Here is a 17,495-nt window from a genome sequence, read left to right as displayed (position 1 = left end):
TAGTAATGCTTCCTATTAATAGCCGCAATTCATTACCGAACCCGAGCCGACAGGAAGGGATGAATCGGAAACATTCTTGCTTAGCGGGGCGGCTCTGCTATAGCTAAACCCACTCACCTTTTCTTGTAGGGCAACGGACTGCCAGTGGTCGGGACATGCCGGTAGCCACCGCCCTCGTATCGGAGGAAAAAGGAATGGCTGCGGCGAAAAAGATGAGTGTCGTACAGTTGACCATGCTCACCGCGGTGAACATGCTCGGTTCCGGCATCGTGCTATTGCCGACCAAGCTGGCCGAGGTAGGCGGCATCTCGATCCTGTCATGGCTGGTCACCGCCACCGGCTCCCTGGCCCTGGCCTATGCCTTCGCCCGCTGCGGCATGCTCAGCCGCAAGACCGGCGGCATGGGCGGCTACGCCGAATATACCTTCGGCAAGGGTGGCAACTACATCACCAACTACACCTACGGCCTGTCGCTGTTGATCGCCAACGTGGCGATCTCGATCACCGCCGTCGGCTATATCCAGACCCTGTTCCACCTCACCCTCACACCGGTGCAGATCTGCCTGACCACCATCGGCCTGCTGTGGCTCACCACCTTCGCCAACTTCGGCGGTGCGAGCATCACCGGGCGCATCGGCGCGGTGACGGTATGGGGCGTGATCGCCCCGGTGCTGTTCATTTCCACGGCAGGCTGGTTCTGGTTCGACGGCGCCAAGTACATGGCCGCCTGGAACCCCCACGGCCTCAGTTGGTGGCAGGCGGCCAACGCTTCGGTGGCGATCACCTTGTGGGCCTTCCTCGGCCTGGAGTCGGCCTGCGCCAATACCGACGCGGTGGAAAACCCCGAGCGTAACGTGCCCATCGCCGTGCTCGGCGGCACTCTCGGTGCGGCAGTCATCTACATCGCCTCCACCAACGCCATTGCCGGCATCGTCGACAATGCCGAGTTGGTCTCCTCCACCGCGCCGTTCGGCCTGGCCTTCGCACAACTGTTCACGCCCATGGTGGGCAACGTGGTGATGGGCCTGATGGTGATCGCCTGCATCGGCTCGCTGCTCGGCTGGCAGTTCACCATCGCCCAGGTGTTCAAGAGTTCGGCCGACACCGGCTACTTCATCCCGATCTTCGCCAAGGTCAACAAGGCCGGCACGCCGATCATCGGCATGCTGATCCTGCTGGCGGCGCAGACCGCCATCGGCCTGCTGACCATCAGCCCGGACCTGTCCAAGCAGTTCGACGTGCTGGTGAACCTGGCCGTGGTGACCAACCTGGTGCCGTACATCCTGTCGATGGCCGCCCTGATGACGATCCAGAAAGTCGCCAACGTGCCACCGGGCAAGGCCCTGGCCTCGAACGTCGTGGCCCTGATCGCCGCGGCCTACAGCTACCTGGCGCTGTTCAGCTCCGGCGAGCAGGCGCTGATGTGGGGTGGGCTGGCCACTTTCTTCGGCTACACCCTGTTCGGCTTCGTCAACAACCGCCTGATCCGCCTGGAAACCGAGGGCCGCGTCAGCGTACCGGTACAATCGGTCAGTGCCCGGCACATCAGCCCTGAAGAGCGGGCCGCGTCCCGCCTGGAGACCCTCCATGAGTGAGCCCAGGAGCAACCTCGGCATGCTGGCCCTGCTCGTCAGCACCGCCCCCGACAAGCGCACCGTGTTCGGCCGCGCCCTTGGCCAACTGATCACCGAAGTCGAAGAGCGCTCGATCAGCGTGCTGCTGTCCGAGTCATTGCCCGACGCCAGCGCCATCCTCCGTTCGGACCCGGCCATCCAGTGCCTGCTGCTGAACTGGGGCATGGACCACAGCGAGGGCCACCAACAGTGCATCGACCTGCTGCACAACCTGCGTGAACGCAACACCCGGGTCCCCGTGTTCCTGATCAGCGACCGCAGCACCGCCAGTAACATTCCGCTGGTGGTGATGCAGCATGCCGACGACTTCATCTGGCTGCCCGAAGACACCAGCCGCTTCCTCAGCGGGCGCATCCTGGCGGCCATCGAGCGCTACCGCCAGGCCGTGCTGCCACCGATGCTCGGCGCGCTGCTGCGCTTCTCGCGCTCCTACGAATACTCCTGGCACACGCCGGGCCATGCCGGTGGTACGGCGTTTCTCAAGAGCACGGCGGGACGGGCCTTCTACGAGTATTTCGGTGAGAACCTGCTGCGCTCGGACCTGTCGATCTCGGTCGGCGAACTCGGCTCGCTGCTCGACCATTCCGGCCCCATCGGCCAGGGCGAGCGCTATGCCGCCAAGGTGTTCGGCGCCCACCGCACCTACTACGTCACCAACGGTTCGTCGACCTCGAACCGGGTGATCCTGATGGCCAGCGTCACCCGCAACCAGATCGCCCTGTGCGACCGCAACTGCCACAAGTCCGCCGAACACGCCATGACCCTGTCCGGAGCGCTGCCCACCTACCTGCAGCCGACCCGCAACCGCTACGGCATCATCGGCCCGATCCTGCCGCAAACCCTGGAGGCCGGCGCCATCCGCGAGGCCATCGCCCGCAACCCGCTGGTCAAGCCCGGCATCGACCCGACGCCGATGCACGCGATCATCACCAACTCCACCTATGACGGCCTGTGCTACAACGTCACCCGCGTGGAAGAGCTGCTCGGCGCCAGCGTCGACCGCCTGCACTTCGACGAGGCCTGGTACGGCTACGCGCGCTTCAACCCGCTGTACAAGGACCGCTTCGCCATGCACGGCGACCCGGACGAGCACGACGCGGACAAGCCCACGGTGTTCGCCACCCAGTCCACCCACAAGCTGCTCGCGGCCCTGTCACAGGCCTCGATGATCCACGTGCGCAACGGCCGCAAGGCCATCAGCCACGCGCGCTTCAACGAGTCGTTCATGATGCACGCCTCGACCTCGCCGAACTACGCGATCATGGCTTCGTGCGACGTCAGCTCGGCGATGATGAGCGAGCCCAGCGGGCAGATCCTCACCAACGAATCGATCGAGGAAGCGATCTCCTTCCGCCAGGTGATCGCGCGCATGCACGCCGACCTCGAAAGCCAGGGACAATGGTTCTTCTCATGCTGGCAGCCGCCCTCGGCGAATGTCGACGGCCAGACCGTGGACTTCCACCAGGTCGACCCGGCGCGCCTCAAGAGCGAACCGCAACACTGGGTACTGCACCCGAACGACCTATGGCATGGCTTCGGCAACATCGAAGACGGCTACTGCATGCTCGACCCGATCAAGGTCTCGGTGCTCACCCCCGGCATGGGCGACGACGGCAAGCTGCAGTCGTTCGGCATTCCCGCCTATGTGCTCAGCGCCTACCTGTCGCGCCAGGGCATCGTGGTGGAGAAAACCACCGACTTCACCATCCTCTTCCTGTTCTCCATCGGCATCACCAAGGGCAAGTGGGGTACGCTGGTGAATGCCCTGCTCGACTTCAAGCGCGACTACGACACCAACCTCGACCTCGAACTGTGCCTGCCCGATCTCGCCCAGGCGCACCCGGACCAGTACCAGAACCTGGGCCTCAAGGATCTGTGCGAGCGGATCTTCCAGGCCATGAAGCAGCACAACACCACCCGCGCCATGGCCAATGCCTTCGCCACGCTGCCCGAGGCGGTGTACAGCCCGGTGGAAGCCTACGAGAAACTGGTCAAGGACGACGTGGAACTGGTGACGCTGGAGGAAGCCGCCAACCGCGTGGTCGCCACTGGCATCGTGCCCTACCCGCCGGGCATCCCGCTGCTGATGCCGGGTGAAAATGCCGGTCCGCTCGACGGCCCGCAACTGACCTACCTGCGCGCCCTGGAAAGCTTCGACCGGGCGTTCCCGGCCTTCGCCCATGACACCCACGGCATCGAGAGCCTGGGCGGAGTGTATCGGCTGCTGGTCATCAAGTAGGGCCATGGGCGGGTGATTGCCGGTGGCAGGCGCTACCGGCAATCAGCGCTGCCAGGGCAAGTCCGCAGGGTCGAAGCGTTCGCTCGTGTCCATGCGGATATTTCGCAGGCCCAGTGTCTCCAGGTGCGAGGTGTACAAGGGCTCGGCAAAATAGCTGGCCAGCAGCGAGCGACGACGCCTGCCACTGGGATTCAGGCTGCCGGCATGCACCAGGTCGGCATCGAACACCAGGATGTCGCCCGCGCTGCCGCAAAGCTGCACGGCGCAGGACTCATCATTGAAATCGAAGGGCGGTGCAGCAGGGTCCGGGCGATGGCTGCCGGGGACGATACGGGTCGCGCCGTTGTCGGAGCCATAGTCGTCGAAATACACCAGCGCGTTGACCGTATCGCCGGGCCGCAGCGCCGACAAGTCCCGGTGCAATACCTGATGACCGCCATCGGCCTGCGGCTCACGGCCTTCCACCTGGGACAGGAAGAACCGCTCGCCGATCAACTCGCCGACCGCCATCAGCACCGGGGGCAGCCGACACACCGCCTGGACCTGGGTATCGACATCCAGCAGGGAATGTCGCCAATCCAGGCCCCGTGGCACCGGCCAATGCTGCGAGGGTACGACACTGGCATCGAACACGGCGCGAAGCCCATCCAGCCACGGCGCCGGGATCGCCCGGCGCAACAGGACATAGCCGTCTCGATGAAGTTGTTCGCGGTCGATCATGCTTGCCCTGGCTCCGTCATTTCGATTCCGTTGCCAGCAATGTCCAGAACGGCGCGATACTCGTCAAGCCGCCGCGTCCGGCTTGTAGCCACTCGTCGCCGTCGCCGCCCGGGAACGCCAGCTAAACACCAGTACCATCGCCAGCCCCAGAGCCGCCATCGCCGCGCCGGCCAGGGAAATCGCCGGATAACCCAGCCCGGCATTGATCACCGCCCCACCCAGCGCCGCGCCAATGGCATTGCCGAAGTTGAACGCGCCGATGTTCACCGCGGAGGCCAGGTTGGGCGCATCCTTGGCGGCTTCCATCACACGCATTTGCAGCGGTGGCACCAGGGCAAAACTCGCAATACCCCAGATCAGGATCGCCACCGCAGCCGGCAGTGGCCAGCGCACCAGCACCGAGAACGCCAGCAACACGGCGATCAGCACCACCAGCGAAACGACCAGCGTACGGTCGATCGAGCGATCCGCCGCCTTGCCACCCCACATGTTGCCCAGCGTCAACCCGACCCCGAACAGCACCAGCATGCCGGTAATGAAGGTAGTGGAGGCATGGGTTTCACTGCTCAGGATCGGCGCAATATAGGTGAAGACGGTAAACATCGCCGCCGAACCGACCACGGTCAGTGACAACGCCGACAGCACCGGTCCACGGCCCAGCACGCGGATCTCGGCCAGCACGCCATCGTTCTTCGGCAACGGCAGGTTGGGCAAGGCGAACCACAGCGAAACCATCGCTACCAGCCCCAGGGCCGCGATGCCCCAGAACGCGGTACGCCAGCCCATCAACTCACCGAACCATGTAGCCAGCGGCACGCCGCCGATGGTCGCCAGCGTGAGCCCCATGAACATCGCGGCGACGGCGCCCGCCCGCTTGTCCGGCGGTACCACGCTGGCCGCCACGATCGAACCGACACCAAAAAAGGCGCCGTGGTTGAGCGAAGTCACCACGCGGGCGACCAGCAGGCTCTCGTAACTGGTCGCCAGTGCCGACATCAGGTTGCCCAAGGCAAAAATGGCCATCAGGCCGATTAACAGGTAACGCCGTGGCACCCTGACCGTGGCCAGGGTCATCAGCGGCGCGCCGATCAGCACGCCCATGGCATAGGCGCTGACCAGCAACCCGGCGGCTGGAATGGAAACACCGAGATCGGCGGCGATGCTCGGCAACATGCCCATGGGGGCGAACTCCGTGACACCGATGCCAAAGGCACCGATGGAAAGCGCTACAAGGGGGGGATTGATACGCATGGCTGACTCCTCATCTATGCCGCAAATGCTACAATTCGTCACTTCTCGGCAGTAGCCCGCCTTCACGACAATCACCTTTGCTTATGAGGCACAAATGGATTTCAACGGCCGCTCCGGCGAGATGGAGGTGTTCGTCAAGGTGGCGCAGGAAGGCAGCCTGTCGGCCGCGGCACGGGCCCTGGGCCTGACGCCTTCGGCGGTCAGCCGCATCATTGCCCGCACCGAGCAGCGCATCGGCAGCCGCCTGCTGCTGCGCACCACCCGTGCCATCACCTTCACCGCCGAAGGCGAAGCGTACCTGCGCGGTGCACGGCGGATCCTGGCCGACATGAATGAAGTCGAGGAAGCGATCGCCGACCAGGGCGTACCGAAGGGCCGGCTGCGAGTCAGCGCGGCACTGGCCCACGGCCGGCTGACCGTGGTGCCGCTGATCGCGGCGTTCAGCGCCCGGTACCCGAAGATCCTGGTCGACCTGATGCTCGGCGACGAAGTCGTCGACATCCTCGGCGGCCAGGCGGATGTCGCCCTGCGCTTCGGCCACCTGCCCGACAGCCCCTTGAGTGCCCGCTGCATCGGCGAAACCGGCCAGGTGGTGGTCGCATCCCCCGAGTACCTGGCACGTCACGGTACCCCGCAAACGCCGGAAGACCTGCTGCGGCACAACTGCCTGCGCTTCAACTTCCGCCGGGCCGAGCCCGACTGGCCGTTTCTGCGGGAGGGGGAACATTTTTCGTTGAAAATCGCCGGCACCATCGAATGCAGCAGCGGCGAAGCGCTGGCCCAGTTGGCGCTACTGGGCGCCGGTATCGCCCGTATTGGCGCGTTCTCGGTGACCACCGAACTGAAGAGCGGCCAACTGGTGCCACTGTTGGAGGACTACAACCCCGGAGACCGCGAGCCGATTCACGCAGTGTTTGCCGGGGGCAGCGCGATGACGGCCAGGGTCAGGGTGTTCGTGGACTTTCTACTGGAACACCACAGGGTTTGACGCTCAAGCGCCGACCAGCTCCCCGGCGATCTCCGCCAACTGGCCCCCCACCCGAGTCTTCAGGGTATCGATGAAGCGGGTGATTTTCGCGTCGACGAATTGCCGGGAAGAGTAAACGGCGTACACATTGCGCTCCTGCGTGTGGTAGTCCGGCAACACCCGCACCAGCCTGCCCGAACGCAGGTCGTCAATCGCCGAGAAGCCAGCCAACAGGCCGATACCCGCACCTTCGCGCACCGCCACCGTCATGGCTTCCATGTCGTTCACGCTGAAGCTCGGTCCGGCGGGTACGAAGGTCCTGCTGCCGGCGTTGCTGCTCAACTGCCATTCATCCCGGGCGTAGTCGACGGTGCCCAGCAACAGACATGCGTGATCGACCAGATCTTCCGGTTGGGCCGGCGCCCCATGCTTGGCCAGGTATTCGGGAGACGCAACCAGCACACAATGGCTGACCCCGATCTTCTGGCTGACGTACGTCGAATCCGGCAGCGTCCTGGCGATCAGGATCGACACATCCAACTGGTCCTCAAGCAGATTGGGCATACGCTGGGACAGCAGCAGATCGACCGAGACTTCCGGATGTTCCTGGCGATAGCCGAGTATGGCGTGGGTCACCAACTGACGGGCCAGGCCCGGCACGCAATGCACCCGCAGCATCCCCCTGGGCTCCTGGAGCGCATTGCCAGCCTCCGCTTCCGCATGTTCGAGGTCGGCCAGGATCGCCGTGCAACGCTCGTAGAAACGGCGCCCCGCATCGGTAACCGAGAGGCGCCGCGTCGAGCGCTGCAGCAGCCGGGTATTGAGCAATGATTCGAGCGCCGAAACAGCCCGGGAGACGTTGCCGACCGTCGAGTCGAGGTAGTTCGCCACCGCGGTGAAGCTGCCCATCTCGACCACCTTCACGTACACCGCCATGTTTGCAAACTTGTCCATGCCTACCGTCCTCATGCCCGTGCCAGGCGTTGTCGATGAATGCCGTGCAGCAAGCCTGGGCGGCAAGTGACGGCGCGTGGTGGATGAGAGTACCGCATATCGCTCGCCGGATATTTCCTCTGCGCACAACAGTCCTTCCCTCCTGCCCGGCTAAATCAACGGGACCGTCCTCCATAGACTGGATTGCACGGATCGCCTGAACGGCCTCCTCGACAAGCCGCCGCTGGCGACATTGCCATCAACTCCAGACAACTCAATGAAGGCCACAGCCATGCACACGTCCTATGACACGCTCTACCTTTTCATCGGTGGTGAATGGATCGGCACCCAAGGTCGCGAGACCGCCGCCGTCATCAACCCGGCCACCGAAACCGAAATCGGCCGGGTACCGCTGGCCACCCCGGCCGATCTGGATCGCGCCCTCGACGTGGCCCAACAGGGCTTCGCCACCTGGCGCCAAACCGTGCCCGACCAGCGTGCCAAGGTGCTCAAGCGCGCCGCCGACCTGATCCTGGAGCGGGCAGCGCCTATCGCCACGCAGATGACCCTGGAGGAAGGCAAGCCCCTCGCCGAGGCCATGGATGAAGTCACCCGCGCCGCCGAGTATTTCGAGTGGTTCGCCGAAAGCGCCCGGCGTATCGATGGCCGTGTGGTGCCGGCCAACCGTCCGGGCGTGCTGCAACTGGTCAAGCGCCAGGCGATTGGCCCGGTGGCCGCGTTCACCCCGTGGAACTTCCCGGCGATCACTCCGGCGCGCAAGCTCTCGGCAGCTCTGGCGGCCGGTTGCAGCGTAATCCTCAAGCCCGGCGAGGAAAGCCCCTCCACCGCCCTGGCACTAGCCCGCGCGCTCGACGATGCGGGGCTGCCCAAAGGGGTCCTGCAGGTGGTTTTCGGTGTACCGGACCAGGTTTCCAGCCACCTGATCGCCTCGCCGATCATTCGCAAGGTGACGTTCACCGGTTCGGTGCCGATTGGCCGCCTGCTGTCAGCCAGGGCCGCCGAAGGGGTCAAGCCGATCACGCTCGAACTGGGCGGCCACGGGCCGGTCCTGGTCTTCGATGACGCCGAGGTGAGCAAGGCCGCCCGCGAAGGCGTGGCGAACCGCTTCCGGGGCACCGGCCAGGTGTGCATTTCCTCCACCCGGTTCCTGATCCAGCGCGGGGTGTACGCACAGTTCGTCGATGAGTTCGTGACCGCAACCAAGGCCCTGCGCATCGGCAATGGCCTCGATCCCCAGACCCAGGTCGGGCCGCTCGCCAACCCGAGGCAACTGGCCAAGATGGAAGAGCTGGTCGCCGATGCGGTCGCCAAGGGCGCGCGGGTACTCGCCGGCGGAGAGCCACTGCCAGGCCCCGGTTTCTTCTTCGCACCCACGGTGCTGGTCGATGTGCCCATGGAAGCGCGGGTGATGCATGAAGAGCCCTTCGGCCCCATCGCCATCCTGATGCCGTTCGATGAATTGGCCGACGGACTGGCGGAGGCCAACCGCCTGCCCTACGGGTTGTCGGCCTACGCCTTCACCCGCGATGCCCGCACCGCCATCGACGTCGCCGACGGGCTGGAAGCCGGCATGATCGGTATCAACCAGTACCGCATCGTCGCCACCGAGCTGCCGTTCGGCGGCCTGAAGGAAAGCGGTCACGGATCGGAAGGCGGCATCGAAGGCATCGAACACTACCTGACCCACAAATTCATCAGCCAGATCTGAGGACTGCCCCATGTCGAACATCAACTTCAACAGCCCGCGCGAAGCCGCGCGGGCCTTCACTCCCCAACTGTCGCACTTCGTCGACTCGACCCTCTACCCACAGGTCTGGAGCGACCCGGCCCTCTCGCCCCGCGAGCGCAGCCTGATCACCGTCGCGGCGCTGATCGCCGCAGGCCACGCCGACGAACTGCCGGCTCACTTGCGCCGTGCAGTCGCCAACGGCGTCAGCCACGAGGAACTGGCCGCGGCGATCACCCATCTGGCGTTCTACATCGGCTTCCCGGGCGCCATCAGCGCCTCGGCCATCGCCAACGCCACCCTCAACCCGGCACAGGACACCCCAGCATGAAAGCCATCACCTTCGAAACCTTCGGTGACGCCGATGTACTGGAACTGACAGACGTGCAACGACCCGAAGTGCGTCCCAGCGATCTGTTGGTGCGGGTATACGCGGCGGGCGTCAATCGCGCCGACCTGACCCACCGCAAGGGCGGCTACGGTCGCCCGAACTTTGGCGACTCGTCGATCATCGGCCTTGAAATCGCTGGGGAAGTCATCGAAGTCGGCAGTGATGTCGTCGGCTACAAGGTCGGCGACCGGGTGATGGGTGTCGTCGGCGGGGGTGCCTATGCCGAGCTGGCGCGCATCCACTACCGCATGGCGATGCCGATTCCGGCGCAGTTGGACTACGTGCAGGCTGCCGCTATCCCCGAAGTCTTCGTCACCGCCCATGAGGCGATGCTCCACCTGGGCCGGCTGAAGCCCGGCGACTCGGTGCTGATCCATGCCGCCGCCGGCGGCGTGGGCTCCGCCGCGGTCCAACTGGCCTATGCAACGGGCGCGACCATCTACGCCACCACCGACGCCAGCAAGCTCTCTCGCGTCGAGCACCTGGGAGCCGACTTCGCCATCGACTACAAGACCCTGGACTTCGCTGAATTCATCGCGAACAAGACCGACGGCCGAGGCGTCGACGTGGTGATCGACTTCATCGGCGAGCCCTACTTCGCACGCAATATTGCCTCACTGGCCAAAGGCGGGCGGCTTATCCAGGTCGGTATCCTCGGCGGTGGCGGCGACGTGGCGTTGAAACTGGAAGACATCCTCTACCGGCACTTGCAGATCATCGGCACGGTGATGAAATCACGCACCCAGCACGAGAAGCACGAGATGATCCGGCGATTCCGCGAGCATTGGCTGGAACGTTTCGAAGGCGGTGAAAGCCTGGAGCCGGTGGTCGACAGCACCTTCGCGCTGTCCCGTGCCGCCGATGCCCACCGCCGCATGGAGTCCGCTGAGAATATCGGCAAGATCATCCTGACGATGCAGCCCGAGGACCTGCTTCACCCATGATCGCACCACTCGTCGAGTGACTGCCGTTGCAGGGCCCCGCCCCCTGGGGCCCTTGCCAGGGTGCAAGGCATCGTTATCTACTTCCTGCCCCCGTATCGCCACGGAGCAGGTAGACAGTCGATGGACATCCAATTTCTCGGCAACGCGCAACCACATAACCCGTCGGCCGGCACCTGCGACGAGTACAGCGTAAGCGCCATTTCCAACCTGGATGAACTGATCGAGGCTCACCGGACGATCGCCGCCAACCACCCCGGCTTCATCCCCCTGTTCTCTCTCGATGACCTGCCCCAGGCCCGCTATACCTCCGGACATGCGCGCCACAGCATTGATCTGGACGACGCCTCGGAAGAAGACATCGCCAAGCTGCCAGTGGAGTGTTTCGAAAATGGCGAGTACCTGGGTTATCCCACGACCAAAGCCGAGTTCGCCATCTGCCTGCACAACTTCACCCAGCTGATTGCCGGCAGCTCGTTCGAGGACGCCTGAGCCCATGGCCTGACTCTCGATGAAGGGGCCCTCCAGATTTCTGTGCGCTCTACAACGTTGCCGAAGAGCATCGACAGGCCTTGGTTTCAGCCTTCACCACAGCTATTTCCGGCCGAAGGCATTTGTGGATGCGTTACGTGGAGTGACGCTCACCTACATGAATTTCACTACTCGCAAAGCTTTCAACACTTGTTGAAACAACTAAACCCAGTGAACACCATTGACCAATTTTCACTGAAAGTAGTAGTTTCAGCAAATGATGAAAAACCATGATTCAGTGAAAATTGAACAACAGGCAGCCGAGGCGCTTCGCAGCATCCTGGCGGAAGTACCGGCTATCGATCGGCTGGAGATTCTGCCCCGTGCAAGAGAAGGCAACAGCGATATTGACCTGATGGCCTATATCGAGGTTTTCGGGCATCGGCATACGCTGGTGGCCGAAGTGAAATCCAGCGGACAACCCCGGTACGTACGGTCTGCCTTGCTGCAACTGCAGGAGTACGTGAAGCAGCGAACCGACCTCGTCACGCCCGTGTTCATTGCCCCCTATCTATCAGCCGAAGCGCAAGACCTTTGCCGCAAATACCAGACAGCCTACCTCGATCTGGAGGGCAACGCGCGGCTGGCCTTTGGCACCTTCTTCATCTCCCGTCATGTCGACAGCAGACCCCCGGTTGAACGACGTGAACTGCGCTCACTGTTCAAGCCAAAATCCGCCCAGGTACTACGACAGATGCTGCGTAATCCCAGCTATGCATGGCGGGTCGCGGAGCTGGCACAAGTAGCTGGAGTCAGTCTCGGCCTGGTGAGCAACGTTCGCACCGGCCTGCTGGATCGGGAATGGGCCAAGCTATCGAACGCCGGCATGTTCCTGTCAGATCCGGATGCACTACTGGACGCCTGGAACACTGAGTACGAATCCCCTCCCCACCAACGCCTTGGTTTCTACACAACGTTGCACGGTGCGTCATTCGACGAGGCCGTGCGCAGGCTGCCCGCCCCTTCGACTGAAACAGGCTCGACCGCACTGGCGTCGTTCTCCGCAGCACAGTGGCTTGCTCCCTACGGGCGAACCGGCACCCAGTGCTTCTATGCCGATCAACAAGGCCTGGAAAACCTGCGTTCAACCCTGAGGCTCTCCCCTGCCAGCAAGGGAGAAAATGTGGTCGTGATGCTGCTCGACGACCCAGGTCTTTTTCTGGACATCGTAGAACCGGCACCCGGAGTGATTTGCACCAGTCCTGTCCAAACTTACCTGGACCTCTTTAAAGCCGGAGAACGTGGACAGGAGGCGGCCGACCATCTTCGGCGGGAGCAATTGAAATGGTCGCAATGACGCCCAACGAACCGCAGCACGCCAGCGATTACGACGACCGTACGACTGCGGCAGTCAAGTCTGTCCTGATCGAGATCGGACAGATTCTCGGTAGTTTCAAGGGTAAGTTCGCCGTCGTGGGCGGTGCCGTACCCTGGCTGTTGCTGGGCGATAACGATGACATGCAGCATGTGGGAACACTGGATATCGACCTAGGGCTGAACCCCGAAGCACTCGGCAACGGCGAATATGCACATCTGGTCGAGGAGTTGCTGAAGCATGGTTATGCACAGAGCAATGGATTCAGAAAGTTCCAACTGGTTCGTCAGCTTAATGTGGACGATGGCGGACCACCCATCAATATCGTCATCGACTTCCTGAGACCCAAGGATGTCGAACTGGTCAAGAACGTACCACCGCTGATTAGCGACTTTGCCGTGCAACGTGCCGACGGCACCGACCTTGCGCTGCGCTTCTACCAGATGGTCGCCATGTCCGGTGAAATGCCCAACGGCGGCACCAACTGTGTAGAGGTTGCGGTTTGCTCCATCCCGGCATTACTGGCGATGAAGGGGCATGCCATTGCCGGGCGCTACAAACAGAAAGATGCCTACGACATCTACTACTGCATCCGGAATTATCCAGGGGGAATAGAAGCGCTGGCCACGGAGTGCAGGCAATTGCTTGAAGTAGCCAGCGGTTTGGCTGGCTACGGCTACATTGCCCAGAAGTTCGACTCTGTTGAGGGTTTTGGCCCGACCTGCGTGCGCAGGTTCGTCGAAGAAACGCAGATCCTGGGGGAGCGCACCCCGGAGCAATGGCAGCAGGATGCGTTCGGACAAGTCAATGCATGGTTGCAGGCTTTGGGTCTGCGATAACTCCACCGCGCCTCCGGGTCACCCAGGCGCCCCAAAACAAGCTGCTGAAGAAGCGCTGACTCTCGCCAAAACCGCACTCACACAAGAGGCTGCAAACCGCCTCTTCGGAGCCGGGCGGATCGGCGCCCTGCATGATCTTGGCACGCTTGGCCTTGACCTCATCCGGCGTCGCCCCCTGCTGTCGCCAGCGCTCGGCCCAGGTCTGGAGCAGCAACGTTTCATGATGGCCTCTGTTCATCTTGAAACCACTCTATGCCGCAGAAGATAATTACTGAAACTTATAATTTTTATTTATTTCATTCCCACAAGGAATAGGACGCCGCGACATGAACCGCCGTAAGAAAATCAGCCAGCTATTGAAAGCCCACGCCAAAAAGGCCAGTGCCAAATTGGCGCCGAAGAACAAGCCCAAGTACATCAGCAAGGCTGACCGCCTGAAGATGGCTGAAGAGGCCAGCCAGAACGAAACGTCGTCTTCGCAGACGGATCAGGCGTCGCAATAACTAGAGGCGTTACTTTTACGCCTGAGCGGCGCTATCGATCCATCTGAGGCCGACACGCCGTCAGGTACTCTCCATGAACATCGGCAAGGTGAAACGAAACTCGGCACCCTGCCCCGGTTCGCTATTGGCAACGATTTGCCCACCGTGGGCATGAACGATGCCCTGGGTGATATACAAGCCAAGGCCGGTGCCGGTCGGATTGCCTTCCTTCATCGTCCAGTAGCGACTGAACACATGCGGCAAGTGTTCCTGGGCGATGCCCTCACCGCTGTCACGCACGGTGAAGACGATTTCATCACCGGAGGACTGCGCGCGTACCCCGACCTTGCCCAGCCGCGGGGTGAACTTGATCGCGTTGCCCACCAGGTTCGACAGCACCTGGAACAACCGCTCGGGGTCGGCATGGATACGCAGGTCTGGGCCTGCCTCGAAGGAAATGCTGATGTCCTTGTCGTGCGCCAACGGCGCCAGCAGCGATTGCGCCTCTTCGAACATTTGCGCGACATCGAGCTTCTGCGGCTTGATGGTGTAGCGCCCGGCGTCGATCTTCGACGTGTCGAGCAGGTCTTCCAGCAGCGTGTTCATGCGCCCCGCAGCCTGCTGCATGGTGTCGATGGCGGTGGAAATGCGCCGCGAGGTATGCGGGCCGTCCGAGCTGAAGGTCTTCTGCATCATGCCGCAGAGCATCGAGATGACCGTCATCGGATTGCGCAGGTCATGGGAGACCACCGCGACCAGGTCATCCCGGGCACGCACCGCCTCCTGCTCGCGGCGCACCTGCCGGGCCAGGTCGTTTTCCAGCGCCGAGCGGCGCAGGTCGTTCGCTGCGAACAGGTCGCCGTGGCTCCACTTGGTGGAGATCCCGGCCATCTCGACCTTCCAGATCTCGAATGACGTCCGCGGCCGCAGGCGCAGGCCGGTTTCGGAGTTTTCCATATTCAGCGGCTTGCGCGGATCGCCGCTCCAACTGAGGCTCTCCTTGACCTCCGGACGGAACCACAACACGCCGTTTTCCACCGGTTTGGGCAGACTCATGGCGAGCACACCGCTGGCCACCTGCTGGTAACGCTCGGCCAGAGGATAGACGCTAGACAGATGATGGCTGGCGAACACCGGCTCGCCGGACGCCTGCCACCATTGGTGCAGCGCACGGATCTCCTGCGGCTGCGGGCAGTTTCCATAACAGTGCAACTGCTTGTCCTCGATGATCGCGATGCCGCCGGCATTGACCAACGCCATCAGCATTTCCGGCTGGTGGGCCAGGCCGTCGAAAACGTTCTGCGGCGAATCGATCATCGCCTGGTTGAGCAGAGCCAGGGCTTCGACCTTGGCTTCGCGCTGGCGACTGATCTCCAGCGCCTCCATGGCACTGATCTGCAGCGACAGCACCTGGCCGATGGTCTGGCAGGCGATGCGCAATTCATAGGGAACATGCAAGGGCTGGCGGTTGCCACAGGTGATCAGGCCCCAGAGCTTGTCGTCCTTGAGCAGGGAAATGCTCATCGACGACAGCACGCCCATGTTCTTCATGTACTGGCAGTGGATCGGCGACACACTGCGCAAGGTCGCAAAACTCAAGTCCAGCGGCATTTGCGTGTCGGGACGCAACTTCGGCACCAGCGGCACCGGCTCGTAGTCGGCATTGGGGATGATCCGCAGCCAGTTGGTGCGATACAGCTCGCGGGCCTGCTGGGGAATGTCGGACGCCGGGAAGAACAGGCCGTTGAACAACTCCATCGAAGGCGACGACGCCTCCGCGATGACCTGGCCGTGGCCCTCCTCCTCGAAACGGTAGATCAACACCCGGTCGTAACCGGTCATGACCTGCAGTTCCTTGACGCAGATGTCGTACAGCGCCTGCAGCGACGTCGCTGCCTGCAGCCGTTGCAGCATCCGCCCCAGGTTGGCCTGGTTTGCGGCCACGTTGAGTGACTGGAAGTTCTCGACGTGGATCTCCAGCTCGAGGATGAGCACGCCGTCATGCCGATGCAGCAAACCCTCGAACGAGGTGCCGTTGAGGTGGAAATGCAACGGTGGCGCATCGAAGAACGCCGGTTGCCGCAATGCCTCGCGGACGGCCGCGGTGTGTTCCTCGCCGATCAGGCTGGACAAGGGCTGGCCGACCACCGTCTGCGACGCACGGCCGAGCAGGGTCTCGACGTTGGCGCTGACCTGGATGATCTCCAGCGCCGGCTCGCCCAGTGTCAACAGCAGGCCATGGGGCTGGATGGCGCCGGGGAAACGGATCGGTTCGTTGGCGCAGTTGGCCAGCAGTTCTTCAAATGCTTCTTGGTCTTGTGGGGTCATGCCAGTACCTCCCGACTTTCAAGCCAGTGCTCGAAACGGCTGAATGTGGATTGTGCTGCGGTGACGACCGCCTCGCGCTCGTCGGCGCCCATCGGACGGCTGCCCAAATACTCGATGAAATCTCGCCAGCGCCGCCCGGTGGCGTCGCCGTAGACATGCAGGAATGCTGCGCCACTGTCGGCTTCGATCCCCAGGCGCCTGGAGATTTCCCGGCGCAGGATCTGCCCGCCAAGGGTCGCCCCTTCCAGTACGTACAGCACGCCCAGGCAGGCGGCGCTGGAGTCGATGACAGGCAAGGCCCCGCAGGTCGGCAGGCCATCGATGGCCTCGGCCGACAGCCCCAGGGCATGCAGGTCATCGCGCAGGGTCTGGGCCTTGAGGCGCGACGTGAGGTCAAAATCGGCGAGGAGCTCGCCGCTGTCGTGCAACGCGCGTTCCAGGGGCAGATAGAAGCCGTAGTAGGCCTGTATCAACCGTCGAAAGGCATTCGAGTCGAGGGCGTCGGAGAAGAACGGAAGACGCTTCTCCAGTGCAATGTGCAGCTCGGCCGTGCCGGCTCGCAGATCCTGCAGAACCGGGGGTACATGAACTTCACGGGCCGTTGCTTGCATGACATCGCTCTTGGTGGGACCGCTAAGGCCGTTCGTGATGGGGTTACGAATCGCCGCAATTTAACACGGTAGACCCGGTGCGGACGGAATAGTTGGTTTTTCCTGTAGGTGAAGTCGTCAAACCTGCATCTGACGTAAGGATCGGCCTACCTATTCTTCTACGACGCCTATCGATACTTCAGGCCCGAAGGTTATGACCTGTTCTTCTGGCGAAGACCCCGAGAACGGCGGAGCCAGATCCACTTGACCCTGGGCATGCCTGGCACGCCATCAACCTGCAACGTTGGGATGCCGTCGAGCTGGAAAGCTTGAGTCTGTAGTTATCTACGCGACTAGGTCCCTGATACTTCGCGAGAGCAGCGCCAAACAACCATGTGGCGAGCAGGCTTGCCTGCGCTGGGGTGCGAAGCGCCCCCTGAAACCGGCCAATGCAGTGCCTCTGGCAGAATGGGGGCGCCGGGTTTTCGGCCGCTTCGCAGCCGAGCTCGGGCAAGCCCGCTCACCACAAGTTTTTGCTTTCCCCAAACGCAGCCGTGGAGCCCACCTCACCATTGCAGGCGCTTTTT

At 62.9% G+C, this 17,495-nt stretch carries 15 protein-coding genes and 1 pseudogene; 10 read left to right on the top strand and 6 right to left on the bottom strand.

The window, feature by feature from the left end; all coding sequences use genetic code 11:
- Window positions 1-194: 194 nt before the first annotated feature.
- Entirely contained in the window at window positions 195-1,595 is a 1,401-nt protein-coding gene (gene potE / locus AC6I6U_RS13925; protein WP_497882494.1) for a putrescine-ornithine antiporter, read from the top strand.
- A complete protein-coding gene (locus tag AC6I6U_RS13920) occupies window positions 1,588-3,873 on the top strand; it encodes an Orn/Lys/Arg family decarboxylase (protein WP_497882493.1) in 2,286 nt (761 codons plus the stop codon). The genes potE and AC6I6U_RS13920 overlap by 8 nt, the downstream gene beginning before the upstream one ends.
- 42 nt (window positions 3,874-3,915) lie before the next feature.
- On the opposite strand, the gene AC6I6U_RS13915 is transcribed toward AC6I6U_RS13920, so the two are convergent.
- Complete coding sequence (locus AC6I6U_RS13915) at window positions 3,916-4,593, bottom strand: phytanoyl-CoA dioxygenase family protein (protein ID WP_497882492.1); 678 nt, start codon at window positions 4,591-4,593, stop codon at window positions 3,916-3,918.
- A 63-nt stretch (window positions 4,594-4,656) separates the two neighbouring features.
- Complete coding sequence (locus AC6I6U_RS13910) at window positions 4,657-5,844, bottom strand: MFS transporter (RefSeq protein ID WP_497882491.1); 1,188 nt, start codon at window positions 5,842-5,844, stop codon at window positions 4,657-4,659.
- A 94-nt stretch (window positions 5,845-5,938) separates the two neighbouring features.
- Between AC6I6U_RS13910 and AC6I6U_RS13905 the strand changes: the two genes are divergently transcribed.
- The gene (locus AC6I6U_RS13905) at window positions 5,939-6,832 is read left to right on the top strand and encodes a LysR family transcriptional regulator (RefSeq protein ID WP_497882490.1); all 894 of its coding nucleotides are present in this window, start codon (window positions 5,939-5,941) and stop codon (window positions 6,830-6,832) included.
- A 3-nt stretch (window positions 6,833-6,835) separates the two neighbouring features.
- On the opposite strand, the gene AC6I6U_RS13900 is transcribed toward AC6I6U_RS13905, so the two are convergent.
- A complete protein-coding gene (locus AC6I6U_RS13900) occupies window positions 6,836-7,765 on the bottom strand; it encodes a LysR family transcriptional regulator (protein WP_497882489.1) in 930 nt (309 codons plus the stop codon).
- Between the two features lie 271 nt (window positions 7,766-8,036).
- Here AC6I6U_RS13900 and AC6I6U_RS13895 point away from each other — a divergent pair, with 271 nt between their 5' ends.
- The 6 genes from AC6I6U_RS13895 (at window position 8,037) to AC6I6U_RS13870 (ending at window position 13,508) form a co-directional block, all read left to right on the top strand.
- Window positions 8,037-9,473 carry an NAD-dependent succinate-semialdehyde dehydrogenase gene (locus tag AC6I6U_RS13895; protein WP_497882488.1) on the top strand — a complete coding sequence of 479 codons (1,437 nt, stop codon included), beginning with the start codon at window positions 8,037-8,039 and terminating at the stop codon, window positions 9,471-9,473.
- 10 nt (window positions 9,474-9,483) lie between these two features.
- A complete protein-coding gene (locus AC6I6U_RS13890) occupies window positions 9,484-9,822 on the top strand; it encodes a carboxymuconolactone decarboxylase family protein (RefSeq protein ID WP_497882487.1) in 339 nt (112 codons plus the stop codon).
- The gene (locus tag AC6I6U_RS13885) at window positions 9,819-10,826 is read left to right on the top strand and encodes an NAD(P)H-quinone oxidoreductase (protein ID WP_497882486.1); all 1,008 of its coding nucleotides are present in this window, start codon (window positions 9,819-9,821) and stop codon (window positions 10,824-10,826) included. Before AC6I6U_RS13890 ends, AC6I6U_RS13885 begins: the two co-directional genes overlap by 4 nt.
- Before the next feature lie 120 nt (window positions 10,827-10,946).
- Window positions 10,947-11,315: a hypothetical protein gene (locus AC6I6U_RS13880; protein ID WP_497882485.1), complete on the top strand. Its 369-nt coding sequence runs from the start codon at window positions 10,947-10,949 to the stop codon at window positions 11,313-11,315.
- Between the two features lie 256 nt (window positions 11,316-11,571).
- A complete protein-coding gene (locus AC6I6U_RS13875) occupies window positions 11,572-12,651 on the top strand; it encodes a type IV toxin-antitoxin system AbiEi family antitoxin (protein ID WP_497882484.1) in 1,080 nt (359 codons plus the stop codon).
- The gene (locus tag AC6I6U_RS13870; RefSeq protein WP_497882483.1) at window positions 12,639-13,508 is read left to right on the top strand and encodes a nucleotidyl transferase AbiEii/AbiGii toxin family protein; all 870 of its coding nucleotides are present in this window, start codon (window positions 12,639-12,641) and stop codon (window positions 13,506-13,508) included. The genes AC6I6U_RS13875 and AC6I6U_RS13870 overlap by 13 nt, the downstream gene beginning before the upstream one ends.
- Here the strand turns inward: AC6I6U_RS13870 and AC6I6U_RS13865 are convergent.
- Window positions 13,474-13,728: pseudogene (locus tag AC6I6U_RS13865) on the bottom strand (hypothetical protein); the annotation flags it as partial. The gene AC6I6U_RS13870 and the pseudogene AC6I6U_RS13865 sit on opposite strands and share 35 nt — an antisense overlap.
- Before the next feature lie 106 nt (window positions 13,729-13,834).
- On the opposite strand from AC6I6U_RS13865, the gene AC6I6U_RS13860 reads away from it, so the two are divergent.
- A complete protein-coding gene (locus AC6I6U_RS13860) occupies window positions 13,835-14,011 on the top strand; it encodes a DUF2986 domain-containing protein (RefSeq protein WP_497882482.1) in 177 nt (58 codons plus the stop codon).
- Window positions 14,012-14,071: 60 nt separating this feature from the next.
- On the opposite strand, the gene AC6I6U_RS13855 is transcribed toward AC6I6U_RS13860, so the two are convergent.
- Entirely contained in the window at window positions 14,072-16,318 is a 2,247-nt protein-coding gene (locus tag AC6I6U_RS13855; protein WP_497882481.1) for an ATP-binding protein, read from the bottom strand.
- Entirely contained in the window at window positions 16,315-16,929 is a 615-nt protein-coding gene (locus AC6I6U_RS13850) for a biliverdin-producing heme oxygenase (protein ID WP_497882480.1), read from the bottom strand. The genes AC6I6U_RS13855 and AC6I6U_RS13850 overlap by 4 nt, the downstream gene beginning before the upstream one ends.
- Window positions 16,930-17,495 lie beyond the last annotated feature (566 nt).

The sequence above is a fragment of the Pseudomonas sp. UTLPPB19802 genome (genome assembly GCF_059730225.1).
Note: the sequence above shows the minus strand (reverse complement) of the source record. Positions and strands in the feature narration are given on the sequence as shown.